Origin of the sequence: Serratia proteamaculans, assembly GCF_008830365.1 — a bacterium.
Lineage (GTDB): Bacteria > Pseudomonadota > Gammaproteobacteria > Enterobacterales > Enterobacteriaceae > Serratia > Serratia proteamaculans.
Genome location: NZ_WBKI01000004.1, coordinates 301,933 through 318,057 on the forward strand (window position 1 = coordinate 301,933; position 16,125 = coordinate 318,057).

Annotated in this window: 7 protein-coding genes; all 7 read left to right on the forward strand. The window is 55.0% G+C overall.

Going from position 1 to position 16,125, the window contains the following annotated elements:
- The first annotated feature begins 531 nt into the window (after positions 1-531).
- The 7 genes from F8R23_RS17285 to F8R23_RS17315 all read left to right on the forward strand — a co-directional run bounded on the left by F8R23_RS17285 (position 532) and on the right by F8R23_RS17315 (position 16,081).
- A complete protein-coding gene (locus F8R23_RS17285) occupies positions 532-2,247 on the forward strand; it encodes a ShlB/FhaC/HecB family hemolysin secretion/activation protein (RefSeq protein WP_129937306.1) in 1,716 nt (571 codons plus the stop codon).
- A gap of 10 nt (positions 2,248-2,257) precedes the next feature.
- On the forward strand, positions 2,258-2,788 hold the full coding sequence (locus tag F8R23_RS17290; RefSeq protein ID WP_129937312.1) for a toxin-activating lysine-acyltransferase: 531 nt from the start codon (positions 2,258-2,260) through the stop codon (positions 2,786-2,788).
- Between the two features lie 10 nt (positions 2,789-2,798).
- The gene (locus F8R23_RS17295; RefSeq protein ID WP_244953399.1) at positions 2,799-12,611 is read left to right on the forward strand and encodes a hemagglutinin repeat-containing protein; all 9,813 of its coding nucleotides are present in this window, start codon (positions 2,799-2,801) and stop codon (positions 12,609-12,611) included.
- A 327-nt stretch (positions 12,612-12,938) separates the two neighbouring features.
- Positions 12,939-14,396: a VENN motif pre-toxin domain-containing protein gene (locus F8R23_RS17300; RefSeq protein ID WP_129939296.1), complete on the forward strand. Its 1,458-nt coding sequence runs from the start codon at positions 12,939-12,941 to the stop codon at positions 14,394-14,396.
- Complete coding sequence (locus F8R23_RS17305; RefSeq protein ID WP_129936375.1) at positions 14,393-14,647, forward strand: hypothetical protein; 255 nt, start codon at positions 14,393-14,395, stop codon at positions 14,645-14,647. Before F8R23_RS17300 ends, F8R23_RS17305 begins: the two co-directional genes overlap by 4 nt.
- Positions 14,648-14,754: 107 nt before the next feature.
- Positions 14,755-15,324 carry a hypothetical protein gene (locus F8R23_RS17310; protein WP_242503240.1) on the forward strand — a complete coding sequence of 190 codons (570 nt, stop codon included), beginning with the start codon at positions 14,755-14,757 and terminating at the stop codon, positions 15,322-15,324.
- A 181-nt stretch (positions 15,325-15,505) separates the two neighbouring features.
- Positions 15,506-16,081, forward strand: coding sequence for an Ail/Lom family outer membrane beta-barrel protein (locus tag F8R23_RS17315; protein ID WP_151415846.1), 576 nt, complete (start codon positions 15,506-15,508; stop codon positions 16,079-16,081).
- Positions 16,082-16,125: the final 44 nt, after the last annotated feature.

Below are 16,125 nucleotides of genomic sequence, written 5' to 3' on the forward strand. Positions count from 1 at the left end.
GAACCGGTTTAGCAATGCAACGAAAGAATCAAAGAAGACTGGCCAGGTTCGAACAGATGACGGGAGGGGGAAATAACAAAAGGGAATAATTTATAGCGGTTTAAGATAAGTAACGCGTTGACAAGTGTAATTAAAAAAGTGAACTGGTATTAATAGAATCTGTAACTATTTAGAGTGATTAATAATGGTTGAGAGGGTTTTTAAATAGGAGGTTTCCTAAATTACGGTCATTGTTCGGTATGGTTCTTAAGTGATGAATAAATGCATTTCTTAGATGCATTTATTCATAAAATTAAATCAACAATGAAATTATTTTCATTTTTTATCCTTTAAATACATGTTGTTATATTTTTTATTTATCGTGAGGTAGTGAGGGGTATATTCGTGTGGCAGAGTGTTATTATTCTGTTTTTTGTAATCCAGGCCCCAATTTGGCGCAAAATTAAGTTGATTGTGGGCTATTCGTGCGCATAATGTTCGCGATTTTTTACAATTATTATCTTTTATTTGTCTTTCGACAGGGAAAAAGTCATGCGCCATCCCGCTTTCTCTTCGCGCAGCCTTGCAGCGCGCAAGGGCTGTATTCCATTTAGCTCCGTTGTCTTGCCACTGTTTATTTTCAGCCAACCGCTGTTAGCGGCAACCCCAAACAACGAACAGCTGATCATACAGCAGCAGCGGCAAAAGGCACTGGAACAGCAACTGACGCCACCAACGCCGGATGTTCGCTTGTCGCCACCTTCATCCAGCTTTGGCCGCATTGCTTTCCCGCAGGAAAAACCCTGCTTCCCTATCGAACAGGTGCAGTTGAGCGGGCAGGAAAAACTCCCCCACTGGTTGCCGTTGCAGCGTATCGCCAATCAGGCGCAGGGCCGTTGCCTGGGCGGGCAGGGTATTAACCTGCTGATGAGCACCCTGCAAAACCGGCTGGTGGATCACGGCTATATCACAACCCGCGTGCTGGCACCGACTCAGGATTTGAAAAGCGGCAAGCTGCGGTTGGTGGTGGTGCCAGGCTACGTGCGGCAGGTGAAGTTGACGCCGGACAGCGGCCATTACATTCAGCCTTACAGCAGCTTCCCGGCCCATGCGGGCAATTTGCTGGATCTGCGCGATATCGAACAGGGGCTGGAAAACCTGCAGCGCCTGCCGACGGTGCAGGCCAACATGGAAATCATTCCCGGCGAACAGCCCGGCGAAAGCGATATTGCCCTGAACTGGAAACAGGAACGCATGTGGCGCATTGGCGCCTCACTGGATGATTCCGGCACCAAGAGTACCGGGCGTTATCAGGGTGGCCTGACCCTGTCGCTGGATAACCCATTCTCGCTCAGCGATCTGTTCTATATCTCCGGCTCTACCGATCTGCAAAACCAGGGCGGCAAAGGCACTAAAAACATCACCGGTCATTATTCAGTGCCGTTCGGCTATTGGATGGCCGGGGTGACCGCCAACAGCTACGACTACCACCAGACCATTGCCGGTCAGAATCAGGATTACCGCTATAGCGGCAAAAGCAAGAACCTGGATTTCCAGCTCAGCCGTGTGTTGCACCGCAACGGCAGCCAAAAAACCACGCTGACCTATGACGTGCTGGCCCGCGAATCCAGCAACTACATCAACGATACCGAAGTGGACGTGCAGCGTCGGCGCACCTCCGGCTGGCGGCTGGGGTTGCAGCACCGCCACTATATTCAACAGGCCACGCTGGACGCCGGTGTCAGCTATCAGCGCGGCACCCGCTGGTTCGGCGCATTGCCGGCACCAGAAGAAACCTTTGGCGAGGCGACGGCGCTCAGCAAAATTGTGCAGCTCAACGCCCAGCTCGACGTGCCGTTCAGCCTGTTTAGCCAGAACTTCAGATACAACGTGCAATACCAGCGCCAAATCAGCGATACACCGCTGACGCCGCAGGATCAGTTCGCTATCGGCAACCGCTGGACGGTGCGCGGCTTTGACGGTGAGCGCACCCTGAATGCCAACCACGGCTGGTTCCTCCGTAACGATCTGGCCTGGCGCACACCCTTGCAGGGGCAAGAGCTGTACTTCGGTGCCGATTATGGCGAAGTGGGGGGCTACGGTTCTGACTATCTGGCGGGGCAACACCTGGCTGGCGGCGTGGTCGGCCTGCGCGGCTATGCGTTTAAGGTCGGTTACGACCTGTTCGCCGGTGTGCCGTTCTCCAAACCGGACGGTTTCAGCACCAGCCCGGTCACCCTGGGTTTTAACCTGAGCTGGAACTACTGAGGGCATGACAATGCGAGCAGGCGAATACGATATCAGAGCGCCGCTGATCCTCGGCGGTGACGACAGTGAGGCGGAAGCCTTTGGCGCAGCGGTCTGGCTGTGGATGCATTCGCCGATGCACCGCGATGCGCCGTTGCACACCTTGCCAACGCTGCTGTTACCGATTATCAAGCGCCAGCAATATGTGCTGGTGTCGCAGCAAAATCAGCCGGTGTTCTTCCTCAGCTGGGCCTGGATGAGCCAGGAGGCTGAGGCACGCTACCTGACGCAGCCGGCGGTGAACATGCAGGAAAGTGACTGGAACAGTGGCGATCGTCTGTGGTTTTGCGACTGGATCGCGCCATTTGGCCATACGAGGGAAATGCGCAATCTGATCGCCGGGGAGATCTTCCCACACCTGTGCGTACGGGCGCTGTATCACCGGGGGGATCAACGCGGAAAACGCGTGGTGAACTTTAAAGGTACGCAGGTCAGCCATCAGCAAGCGCAGCAGTGGTGGGAAAGCCACCCGTTAGCGGTCGAGCCGTCAGAAATTCAATAAGGACATTGCCATGAACAAGAACCTGTATCGTATCGTTTTCAACAAAGCGCGTGGCATGCTGATGGTGGTGGCGGATATCGCCCGCTCCGGCCGTGCCGGATCTGCCCGTTCGCCGGGTTTGGGTCAAACGCTGAGCCAATGTATCGGTAAGATCAGCGCCGTCAGCTTTAGTTTGCTGATCGCGCTGGGTGCCATACAGCCGGTGCAGGCGGCGATTATTGCCGACGGCAATGCGCCGGGTGGCCAGCAGCCGACCATTGTTAACAGCGCCAACGGTACGCCACAGGTCAATATTCAAACGCCAAGCGCCGGTGGGGTGTCCCGCAATACCTACAGCCAGTTTGACGTTGACAAGCAGGGCGCGATCCTCAACAACTCCCATAAAATGACCCAAACCCAACAGGGCGGCTGGGTCGATGGCAACCCATGGCTGGCGAAGGGCGAAGCCAAGGTGATCCTCAATGAGGTTAACTCCCGCGATCCCAGCCGGTTGAACGGTTACATCGAAGTGGCCGGTCAGCGGGCGCAGGTGGTGATCGCCAACCCGTCCGGTATTACCTGTAACGGCTGCGGCTTTATCAATGCCAACCGCGCCACCCTGACCACCGGTCAGGCGCAAATGAACAACGGTAACCTGACCGGTTTTAACGTCGAACGCGGCGAAGTGGTGGTTGAAGGTGCCGGTATGGACAGTTCGCGCCAGGATTACACCGAGATCATCGCCCGCTCGACGAAGATCAATGCCGGTCTTTGGGCTAACGATCTCAAAGTAACCACCGGTCGCAACAAGGTTGATGTGGCGCATCAACAGATCGACAAGCAGAGTGACGATCCTGCTACCCGCCCGCAACTGGCGGTGGACGTGGCGAAGCTGGGCGGCATGTATGCCGGTAAGATCCGTATGATCGGTACCGAAACCGGCGTCGGGGTGCGTAACGCCGGTAATATCGGTGCGCAGGCCGGCAGTGTGGTAGTGACTGCTGACGGCCGGATTGAAAACAGCGGCAAAATCAGCAGCGGCGGCGATACGCAACTGGCCTCGAAGGGCGGTGTCAGCAACAGCGGTTCGGTATTTGCGGCGGGCAATGCCGGGGTTAACAGCGACGGAGAGGTGCAAAACAGCGGCTCTATCGCTGCGCGTAACTATGTACGAGTACAGGCAGCCAGCCTGAGCAGCGGCAAAGGCAGTACGCTGGCGGCCGGTGTACAGCAGGATGGCAAGCTGGGCGGCAGTGGCGAACTGGCACTGACCACCAGCGGTAAGCTTACAGCACAAGGCCAGAACCTGGCGGCGGGCGATCTGCGTGCTAATGGGCAGGGCGCGGATTTCAGCGGCAGCCGGACGGCGGCCACTCATGTCACGCTGGACGCCGGACAGGGCGACTTGACCACGGCCAATGCGCAGGTTGAAGCAACGCAACAACTGACCGCCAGCGGCAAGCGGTTGAACAACGACGGCGGTAAGCTGGCGGCGAATAAACTGGCGCTGAATGCGCATGAGTTATCGAACCGTAAGGGCGAAATCACCCAGCTTGGCGGCGATGATTTGACGCTGAGCCCGCAGGCTAAGCTGGACAACGCCGGTGGCCGTATCGCCAGCAACGGCAATGGCCTGACGCTGAATGCCGGGAGTATCGACAACCAGAGCGGGGAAATCGTGCATGCCGGTAAAGGCGCGCTGACGGTGAATACCGCTCGGCTGCAGGGCGATGGCGGCAAGCTGTTGTCCAACGGCCAGCTCAGTATGCTGGGTGGCGACTACGTGCTGGATAGTGGTACCACGTCGGCGCAGCAGATCACGTTGGATGCCGACAGCCTGTCTAACCGCAATGGCCAACTGGTGCAGAGCGGCAACGGTGAAATGCGTCTCAACACCCGCCAGGGTATTGATAATCAGGGGGGCCAACTGGCCGCCAACGGCAACGTGACGCTAAACGCGGCACAGTTGAACAACCAGAATGGCAAAGTGATTGCCGCGCAGGACGGGAGCCTGAAGGCACAGGTCAGTGGGGCACTCGATAACCGCCAGGGGCAGTTAGCGGCCAGCCAGCATACCCGGCTGCAGGCGGATAAACTGGATAACCGCAAGGGGTTGGTTTCCGCTGCTACAGGCAGTGCAGAGGTTGCGGCCCAACAGGTATTGGACAACGGCAGCGGTCGTATCGAAGCTAAACAGGGCCTGCAACTGAGCGGTGCCGGGCTGGAAAATCAGGCTGGACAGGTGGTGGGCGGCGAGCTTGCTCTGGCACTCGGCAAGGGCGCACTGAACAACCAGCTTGGCACTATTGCCGCCACTGGCGATCTGCGCTTGAACAGCGGAGCGCTGACCAATGATGGCGGCCTGCTGCAATCCGCCGGCAACATGAGCATGGATACCCAGGGCGCAGCCTTGAGTAACCGCCAGAGCGGTGAAACCGGCGGCATCCTCAGCCAGGGGACGCTGACGATCCACAGCGGCGCGCTGGACAACACTCAGGGCATGCTGGTAGGCGGCGGCACGACCGATCTGTTCACCGGCCGTCTGGATAACAGCAAAGGCACGTTGGTTGGCAAGCAGCAGTTGAACATCAACAGCCTGGCGCTGACCAATGACGGCGGTCTGTTGCAGGCGGGCGGCGATGCGACTCTCAATACCCAGGGGCAGGCCTTAACCAACCGCGACAGCGGCAAGAATGGCGGCATCAGCAGCCTGGGTAAATTGACGATCGACAGCGGAGCGGTGGATAACCAGAGCGGTTTTATCGCCAGCTCGGGCGATCTGCAATTGCACGGCGCCCAACTAGATAACCGCCAGGGGACGTTGGCTTCCGAGAAGCACTTATCGGCTGCGGTCAACACCCTCAACAACCAGGGCGGAGCAATTAAATCCGGTCAGGATATGGTGCTGAACGCCAAAGAACTGCTGGATAACAGCAATCTTGGGGTGATTGGCGCAGGTAAAAAACTGCAGCTGGATAGTGACCATCTGGTGAATAACCAGGGCACCTTGGTTAGCGCCGATGCGGCGAAGATCAACTTCGGTTTGCTGGATAACCAGGGCGGCCAACTGGCGGCCCAGACGGTGCTGGAGTTGCACGGTAACAGCCTGAATAACAACGATGGCGGTCTGATCCAGAGCGGTGATCGGCTGGAACTGGCAGTCGATCGACTGACCAATAACCACAGTGGCGATAAAGGCGGTATTACCAGCCAGGGTGCCATGAACCTCACCACCGGCGTGTTCGACAACGGCCAGGGCGTGATGATTGCCGGTAAAAGTCTCAAGCTCGACGCCGAAGCGCTGTTGAACGGCGGTGGCAAATTGGTGGCGCAGCAAGCATTGGAGCTCAACACCACCGGCAGCCTGAGTAATCAAGGTGGGCTGGTGCAGTCGGGCGCGGATATGCAGATCGACACCCATGGCCAGTTGCTGGATAACCAGAACGGCACCTTGCACAGTCTGGGGCAGCTGCAACTCAGCAGTGGCGGCCTCAATAACCAGGGCGGCACGCTGGGAGCCAAAGGCGATTTCACTCTGGCGGCGCTGAAACTGGACAACAGCAACGGCGGACGGATTATCGGCGAGAAGGCGGTAACCCTCACCAGCGACGGTTTGGATAACCGCAACGGACAAATTCAGGCGGTCGGCAACCTGCTGCTGGACAGTGCTCAGGGAATTATCGATAACACCCTGGGGCTGATCCGCAGCGGTGCCAGCGTCATGCTCAAGGCTCTGCAGTTCACCAACGACAGCACTCAGACTGAAAACCAAGGGCTGGAAGGCCAGTCTGTGATGCTGAACACCGGCACGCTGAGCAACCGTGGTGGCAACATTCTGGCTAACCAACAGTTGACCATCACCAACGCCGGCCAGCTTGATAACAGCGGTGGCCAATTGGCGGCCAGCGGAAATCTGCAGTTGCAGGGCGCAGCGCTAAACCTGTTGAATACCGCCGGTACCCTCAAGGCGGGCAAGCTGCTGGACATCAATGCCACAGCGATCGGCGGCGACGGGCAGTTGCTGTCGCTGGGCGACATTAACCTGATCAGCGCACAGGGTATCAATAACAGCGGCGAGATGATCGCCAATGGCAATTTCAACTTCACCACGCCGGGTGATGTGACCAACAGCGGTAAACTGCTGGCGGGTTCCAAGCTTGATCTGCACGCCAACAACCTGTTCAACAGTGCCAGCGGTGAGATCAATGCCGGGCAGGACTGGCTGACGGTCAATGGCACCCTGACCAACTACGGCTTGATTGACGGCAAGCACACCCTGCTGACGGCCAACACGCTGACCAACATTGGAACCGGCCGTATTTATGGTGACGCCATCGGCGTGCAGACCGTGACCTTCAACAACCTGGCGGAGAACGGCACCGCCGCCACGCTGGCCGGGCGCGAACGGGTGGATATTGGCACCCAAACGCTGAACAACTACGGGCACGGGTTGATCTACAGCGGTGGCGATATGGCGATTGGCGGTCAGCTTGATGCCAACTATCTTGCCAGCGGACAGGCGGGCACCCTCAACAACCACAGCTCGACCATTGAGTCTGCCGGTAACATGGCGCTGTCCGCCGGGCAGATCAATAACGTCAATGACCACTTCAGCACCGAGCTGGTGACAGTATCCAGCGACAAGCTGACCGAATACCAACTGAGCGGCTCCGACAAGCGTTATCAGCCGGACGAGATCCGCATCACCCACAATGAGGTGAACTACCTCAACACGCCGGATGGGCGCAAAGACAACTACAACCAGTTCGATTTCAACCGCACGGTGCAGGAAACCCAGATCAAGGAAAGCGATCCGGCCAAGATAATCGCCGGTGGCGATATGGCGATCAACGCCGGTCATCTGCTTAATGACAAGAGCCAGGTGGTCGCGGGCGGTACGTTGGCGATTAATGCTGGCAGCGTGGATAACGTGGCGGTAGCGGGCCAGCGCCTGACTACCGACGTCGGGGAAGTGATCAATTACTACCGCATCAAGAAGAAAGGCAAGGACAAGCAGGGACATAACGCCACGGCCTACACGCCGCCGACCACCATTCAGACTATTGCGCTGAAACCGAGCCAGCTGATCGACCACGGGCAGGTTGCAGGCAATCCGATCGCCATCACGCCGCTGACGCCACAGGGTACCGATGCCACCATCGGTGCGGCCGGTGGGGTGAATGCGGTGGTGACCGGCAGTGATATCTCCGCCGGGATGCAGAGCATCGGCAGCGGTGCGATACCGGTGATCCAGGCCGTAGCCTTGCAACCGGGCCAGCAGTTTGAAGTCGCCAACAAGGTAAACAGCCAGCAGGGCGACGCGGTAGACAGCGTGGTACGCATTGTCGGGCCGGACACTCGCTTACCTGACAACAGCCTGTTCAAAACCAATCCGGCACCGGGTGGGCAGTATTTGGTGGAAACCGATCCACGCTTCACCAACCAAAAAGCCTGGTTGGGTTCGGACTACATGATTGCCAAGGCCACCAATAACCAGGACAACGTGTTGAAGCGTCTGGGCGATGGTTACTACGAGCAGCGGCTGATCCGCGAACAGGTGATCAATCTGACCGGCCAGCGTTATCTGGACGGCTACAACAATGACGAAGAACAGTTCAAGGCCCTGATGGATCAGGGGCTGACCTTTAGCCAGCAATATAACCTGAAGGTCGGTGTGGCGCTGACGCCAGAGCAGATGGGGCTGTTGACCAAAGACATCGTCTGGCTGGTGAATGCCAAGGTCACGCTACCGGACGGCAGCCAGCAAAACGTGCTGGTGCCGCAGGTGTATGCCCGCATGCAACCGGGCGATTTAGACGGTTCCGGCGCATTGATTGCCGGGCGCAACGTCAACCTCAATCTGGGGGAAGGCCTGTTTAACAGCGGGCATATCGCCGGTCGCGAAGTGGTGAAACTGAGCGCGGCCAATATCACCAACGTAGCGGGCAATATTCAGGGTGCCGACGTAGGTCTGATTGCCCGTACTGACATCAACAATATTGGCGGTGTGATCCAGGGCAACAACTCGCTGTTGGCCAGCGCCGGGCGTGACATTAATGCCATCAGCACCACCCGTACGGCGCAGAGCGTTAACGGCGCCAACAGCTTCGAGCGCACCAACATCGACAGAGTGGCGGGCATGTATGTGCAGGGCGCCGACGGCAAGCTGATGCTGCAGGCCGGTCGCGACATCAAACTGGATGCGGCGCAGGTGGTTAACAGCGGTGAGAACGGCCAGACGGTGCTGAATGCCGGACGCGATCTCAACCTGAATACGGTGACCACCGCCAGCCGTGACAACCTGATTTGGAACGGTGATAACAGCCTGAAACAGGGCAACAGCCAGCAGGTGGGCAGCGAAGTGGTCGGCAAGGGGGCTGTGACCCTCAACGCGGGCAACGATCTCAATGCCCGTGCGGCAACGGTTTCCGCCGGTGAGGCGCTGAACCTGAATGCCGGTCATGACATCAACATCCTCAACGGTGAGAACACTCGCGATCTGGACGAACGTCATAAGGTGACCGGCGGCAACGGCCTGATGTCGAAAACCACCACCACCACCCGCGACAGCTTTGATCGCCAAACTGTCCAGGGCAGCACCCTGAGCGGTGACAGCATCAACGTGCTGGCAGGTAACGATCTGCGCGTGCAGGGCAGCAGCGTGGCCGGCACTCAGGACGTGAAACTGCTGGCAGGTAACGATCTGACCGTGACTGGCGCGGCCGAGAGCAATCGCGAATTGCACCTCAAGCAGGAGAAGAAATCCGGCCTGATGAGCAGCGGCGGCATCGGCATCAGCTACGGTACCGAAAGCCTGAAAACCACCGATACCGCGCAGGGGCTGACCAATCAGGGCAGCACCCTCGGCAGCGTGAATGGCAACCTGACGCTGGGTGCCGGTAACAACCTGGCGGTGACCGGTTCCGAGCTGGTGGCTGGCAAAGACATGGCGTTGAGCGGCAAGAATGTGTCGGTGACGCAGGCGCAGGACCAGAACAGCCAGACCCACAAGGTTGAACAGAAGAAATCCGGGCTGACGCTGGCGCTTTCCGGCACGGTCGGCAGTGCGCTGAACACCGCGGTGGAAACCTCACAGCAGGCAAAATCTACCGACGACAGCCGCCTGGCGGCGTTGCAGGGCACCAAAGCGGCGCTAAGTGGCGTGCAGGCGGTGCAGGCGGCGCGGTTAGCCGAGGCGCAGGGTGCCGATCCGGCCAATAACAACATGGTGGGGATCAGTATTTCCTACGGTACCCAGTCTTCCACCTCGACCCAGAACAGCGGGCAGAGCACCGCGCAGGGCAGTAGCCTGACGGCGGGCAACAACCTGAGCATCACCGCCAGCGGCAACGGCGTGAAGGGCCAGGATGGTGACATCACCGTGCAGGGCAGCCAACTGCAGGCGGGTAAAGACGTCACCCTGAATGCCAACCGTGACGTGAACCTGCTTTCTGCCGCCAACACCCAGTATCTGGACGGCAAGAACGAAAGCCAGGGCGGCACGCTGGGCGTGGGTATCGGTGTCGGTTCCGGTGGCATCGGGCTGAGCGTCTCCGCCAGCCTCAACAAAGGCAAAGGCTTTGATAAGGGCAATGGCACCAGCCATACCGAAACCACGGTGAACGCCGGTAATCAGGTCAACATCACCAGCGGACGCGACACCAACCTGATCGGCGCACAGGTCACCGGCGAAACGGTGAAGGCCGACGTGGGCCGCAATCTGCTGCTGGAAAGCCAGCAGGACAGCGATCGTTACGATTCCAAACAGCAGAACGCCAGCGCCGGTGGCAGCTTTACCTTCGGCTCGATGACCGGCTCCGGCAGCATCAGCCTGAGCAAAGACAAGATGCACAGCAACTACGACAGCGTGCAGGAGCAGACCGGTATATTCGCCGGTAAGGGCGGCTTTGATCTGACGGTAGGCGAACATACCCAGCTTAACGGCGCGGTGATTGGCAGCACCGCCACGGCGGACAAAAACAAGCTCGATACTGGGACGCTGGGCTTTAAGGACATCCACAATCAGGCTGATTTCGAGGTGGAGCACCAGAGCGTGGGCATCAGTTCCGGCGGTAGCATCGGCAGCCAGTTTGCCGGCAACATGGCCAACGGCCTGCTGGTGGGGGCCAACAACAGCGGACACGACAGCTCAACCACCCAATCGGCGGTGAGCGACGGCACCATCATTATCCGCGATCAGGACAAACAGACGCAGAACGTCAGTGACCTGAGCCGCGACGTAGAGCACGCCAACCAAACCCTGAGCCCGATCTTCGATAAAGAGAAAGAGCAGAAACGCCTGCAGCAGGCGCAGTTGATCGGCGAGATCGGCAATCAGGCTATGGACATTGCGCGGACCGAGGGGGCGATCACGGCCACCAAGGCTGCCAAAGAGAAGATGAATAACGTCACCGATACCGATCGCAAGGCGGCGGCAGACAAGCTGGCGACAGATAAGCCTGGTGAGGTGATCACCGCTGAGGATATCAACGCACAGATTTATCAGACGGCCTATAACCAGGCGTTCAGCGAGTCGGGCTATGGTACGGGAGGTAAGGTTCAACGTGCGATGCAGGCAGCCACGGCAGCCGTTCAAGGATTGTCTGGTGGTGATTTGACGGGCGCACTGGCTAATGGAGCTGCGCCTTATATCACCAAAGTCATAGCAGACAGTATCGAAGATCCTGCAGCCCGAGTCTTGGCACATGCAGCGGTTAATGGTGCGCTGGCGGCGGCTCAGGGCAACAACGCGTTAGTTGGTGCGGGTGGTGCTGCGACCGCTGAACTTATTGGTATGATTGCTACTGAAGCCTACGGTAAGCCGGTGAGTGAACTGAGCGAAACGGAGAAGCAGACAGTATCAGCATTGGCTACACTCGCAGCAGGTCTGGCCGGTGGGTTGATTGGTGATAGCAGTGCTGATGCAATCGCGGGTGCGCAGACCGGTAAGACGGTGGTTGAGAACAACTGGTTGAGTGAGACGGAATCCCGTCAGCTTGATAAAGAGTTATCAGCGTGCAAAGCTGCTGGGAGAGATTGCAAACCGGTGCTTGAAAAGTACATAGAAATCAGTAATAAAAATAGTAAAGAACTGTCTGACGCCTGCACGGGGGGCGGTATTGCTTGTGTCACTTGGGAAGAGGTTATTCAGGCGAATACCAATGTCGCCCGAGATGCTGACCCGGCACAGTTCCGTTTGAGTGAGAAATTGAAGGATCCAGACGCCGCAGCACTGGTAAATTATCTTAATGGGTCAGATCTTAAGTTCCTGAAAGATAATATTACCACCAGAGATCGTGTACTGGCGGTTGTCACCGATCCTACCTCTTGGCCGGTACTTGTGATGGGAGGAAAAGCCATAATCACGAATGGCGTAACTAAAGGGAAAGAGCAATTAATTGCTGTGGGTGTGTCTTCTGCGCTTGGAGCTGGCATCCAATATGGTACGACGGGTGAGGTGAAGTTGTCGGATGTTATAGGAACGGGAGTTATCGGCGCAATTACAGCCGGTAAAGGATATAACCCAACAGTCATGTGGAACGCAGCTGGCGGGTACTATCAGGCTGAAATTAGTGGTAATGATCCATTTATTGCAGCACTGTTGAGTAAAGCAGGTGCTTCCGCTGGGTATGCGGCAGGTAATGTTATAAAAGTGCCATTTGATAAAAAACTAAACCCAATATCAAAACAATATGAATGGGTTCCGACAGGAGTTTGGACAATAACCAAACCAGCTCCACAGAATCCATTACCGTCCATAATCGGTAATGTTGGCGATACAGCCGTGTCAGGTATGGTTCAGGATAAACTACAAAAAAATACGGGGAAAAGTAATGAGAAATAGTACGAAGTCATTACTTAATCTTTTGTACTTATGTTGTTCAATAAGTTTAGTCATATTCATTTTGACAATGTTTGGACGTTTATTAGGAGCTTGGTTAGCTTGGGATGTTAATAGTAACTTTCCATTTTCAGAGGAAGACTTATTTATTTGTCTCAAACTAACTTGGATGGGACCACCTGCTGGTTTTGTTTTTTGGTATTTTTACTATAGATGAGTTGTTTGAACTCTTAGAAGCAAGAATCCCGGCCATCGAACCGGGATTCTTGCTTCTAAGCCCTAAATATCCCAACTTCCTGCCGCCACAACCGAATAACTCCCGGTGCGGCGGTGAGTGACGGCACCATCATCATCCGCGATCAGGACAAACAGACGCAGAACGTCAGTGACCTGAGCCGCGACGTAGAGCACGCCAACCAAACCCTGAGCCCGATCTTCGATAAAGAGAAAGAGCAGAAACGCCTGCAGCAGGCGCAGTTGATCGGCGAGATCGGCAATCAGGCTATGGACATTGCGCGGACCGAGGGGGCGATCACGGCCACCAAGGCTGCCAAAGAGAAGATGAATAACGTCACCGATACCGATCGCAAGGCGGCGGCAGACAAGCTGGCGACAGATAAGCCTGGTGAGGTGATCACCGCTGAGGATATCAACGCGCAGATTTATCAGACGGCCTATAACCAGGCGTTTAGCGAGTCGGGTTATGGTACGGGGGGTAAGGTACAGCAAGGTATGCAGGCAGCGGTCGCTGCGGTGCAAGGGTTGGCCGGTGGCGATCTGCAGGCGGCAATTGCCGGTGGGGCTGCGCCTTATCTGGCGGAACAGATACACCGTCTGGCGCCAAATGAGGAAAGTCGTATTATCGCGCATGCGGTGGTGGCTGGTGCACTGGCAGAACTACAAGGTCAGTCGGTTGCTGCCGGTGCTGCGGGCGCTGCGACGGCGGCATTGGGTACCAAGGCGATTGCCGAGGCGATGTTCGGTACCAGCGATTTCAGTAAAATGAGTGAAGAGCAGCGCCAGACGGTTTCTGCATTGGCCACGCTCGCGGGCGGTTTGGCCGGTGGTTTGGCAAGCGGTGATACGGCCGGAGCCGTCACTGGCGGGCAATCCGGTAAGAATACCTCTGAGAACAATGACCAGAATATTACTTTACCACCAGGGTTGATGAGTTATGGCCAGGGGGCGACTACTCTACAAGCAAGTATGATGAACGAAGGAAAATCGTTCGATGAAATTCAAGCCGCAATGAGTCATTACGCCAAGGGAGATATGCCTGAGGGAGCCGATATCGCTAAAGTGATAGTAAATGGTTACGCTGATGGCGCAATGATTGCGGGGGCGATTTACCTTGGGCCAGCAGCATCGATCGGTAAAGTTGCCGTCAGCTCCGTCTTAAGTGGCGGAGCGAATGCAGCGTATCAATGGTATGACATGAATCAACCAGGGCATGAAACCAAAACTTATGATTATTGGAGTACCACGGCGGCGGCAGTCACGGGAGGATTGGCACCAGGAAGAGGTATCCCAGCCAATATCGGTATTGCAATTGGCGGAACGATCTTTACTGATGGGGCTGATCCAGTTTCGGTTGGTGCTGCAGCGGGTGGCGCTCTTGTGGGGGGCGGGTTTGGTAAGTACGCCCCTGAGGGGGTCAAGACGATCCTTGGCGACGATAAAATTCCAGGGTATGTATATGATTTTATTGGCGGTATGTCATCAGAGTTTACTAGTGGGTTTATAAAGGATGTCTCAAAGCCCGCTGATGAAAAGGAAAATAAGAAATGATTAGATTATTTTTTAAATATGCCAAGTTATTTATTTATAGCTGGTTTTTTTGTATTACTTTCTTGTTTTTAATTGGAGTGGCGATTTCAGCGGTATTGTTTTTAACCAAAGGGGAGTTCGATTTCCCTGTTGAACAAATTCATAGGGCTATTTTCTTTGGCTTTATTGGTGGTAGTGCAATTTCTTTGGTTGCTGTTATTTTTAGGGGGTTGGATTGGTATAAATCGCGTAAAGTTAAATCTGATGATTAAGACGATGCAACTTTGATATTCTTTATTTTTGTTAAAATTTTAAACTGTATATGGGTTATATTGTTACTAACGAAGTGATTATTTGAAAATAAAAGTGGAGAGTGGCTGTGGTTTCGAAAATATCAATAAGATTGATTGCTTTTTTTCTATCAGTCAGCGCTGTTTCTGGCTGCTCCGTGAGCTTAACAAAATCTGTAGATGATTACGCAGGTGCGGATTTTTCCAGGATCAGGGTGAAAAACTACCTGCCGCCATTAACTCTTGAGGTTTATGAAAAAGCAGGACAGTGCTACAAACTTGTGGATGCCAAGAGTTTGACTGCTGGTGTCAACGTCATGGGTATAAAATCTACCTACAATAAGAAACTGCCAGGTATGTTGCCGCCCTCTACTGAGATGAAGGGGATGGATGCGATAGAGTATAAAATCAAAGCGAATCAGCATGTCAGTATCACTTATAAAGAAGAGACGTTTAGGTCACAATATAATCAAATCATAGCTACGCGCTCTTCAAATTTTATACCTGAGGTTGGGCACGATTATGACATCTACTCATCCAACTCGGGTGTAAGTGTTGTTGACCTGACCAGCAGTAACCATGCACCAAGGTCGTGGGGTAATGAAGACAAAGAATGCAACTATAAAACCGGTCTGTTGGGTGGCAGGAATTATTATTGATGTGTGGCCGCTCGCAAATTACCGGTTCTACTGATTAATTATAATGCCGGATTTGCTACGCTCTAACCTTATCTATCAATTGGTTTTAATTATATCCAACGAACCATTTATGCCGTCAATGCGATATGGATACCTATTTTTAAGCACTAAAGTTGTTCCACTTACAATTAAGGAAGATTTTATGAAAAAGTTAGTCATCGCCACTCTGGTTGTTTCCACTTTGGGTTTCGGCACGGCGGCCCAGGCCGGGCAAAGCACTATCACTGCCGGCTATGCGCAGAGCAAGGTACAGGACTTCAAGAATATCAACGGCGTGAACATTAAGTACCGCTACGAGTGGGATTCGCCAGTCAGTGTTATCAGTTCATTCACCTATATGAGCGGTGACAAGAACGAGTCTTACAATCTCTATCGCGACGTCATTGATAACCATGCTGAAGTGAAATACTACTCACTGTCTGTGGGGCCGGCGTACCGTTTTAACCAACTTGTCAGCGTCTACGGCTTGCTGGGCCTGAATTATAACAAAGTTGATTACAAGTCATCCTGGAATAACTACGCAAACGGCTCTTACGAATATATGGGTGAAGAGAGCGGTAACCAGAAGAAAACTTCCTTTATGTACGGCGTCGGTTTCCAGGTTAACCCAATGGAGAATCTGGCGGTGGATATTGGCTACGAAGGCTCCAGCCTGGATGCCGGTGGTAAAAACCGTTCTATCAATGGCTTCAACATCGGCGTTGGCTATCGTTTCTGATGAGTTGAATGCTTCCGGCCTCCCGATACAAGGAGGCCGACAAC

Coding starts and splice junctions, on each gene's coding strand:
- F8R23_RS17285 (WP_129937306.1), top strand. CDS start 532: ATGCGCCATCCCGCTTTCTCTTCGCGCAGCCTTGCAGCGCGCAAGGGC.
- F8R23_RS17290 (WP_129937312.1), top strand. CDS start 2,258: ATGCGAGCAGGCGAATACGATATCAGAGCGCCGCTGATCCTCGGCGGT.
- F8R23_RS17295 (WP_244953399.1), top strand. CDS start 2,799: ATGAACAAGAACCTGTATCGTATCGTTTTCAACAAAGCGCGTGGCATG.
- F8R23_RS17305 (WP_129936375.1), top strand. CDS start 14,393: ATGATTAGATTATTTTTTAAATATGCCAAGTTATTTATTTATAGCTGG.
- F8R23_RS17315 (WP_151415846.1), top strand. CDS start 15,506: ATGAAAAAGTTAGTCATCGCCACTCTGGTTGTTTCCACTTTGGGTTTC.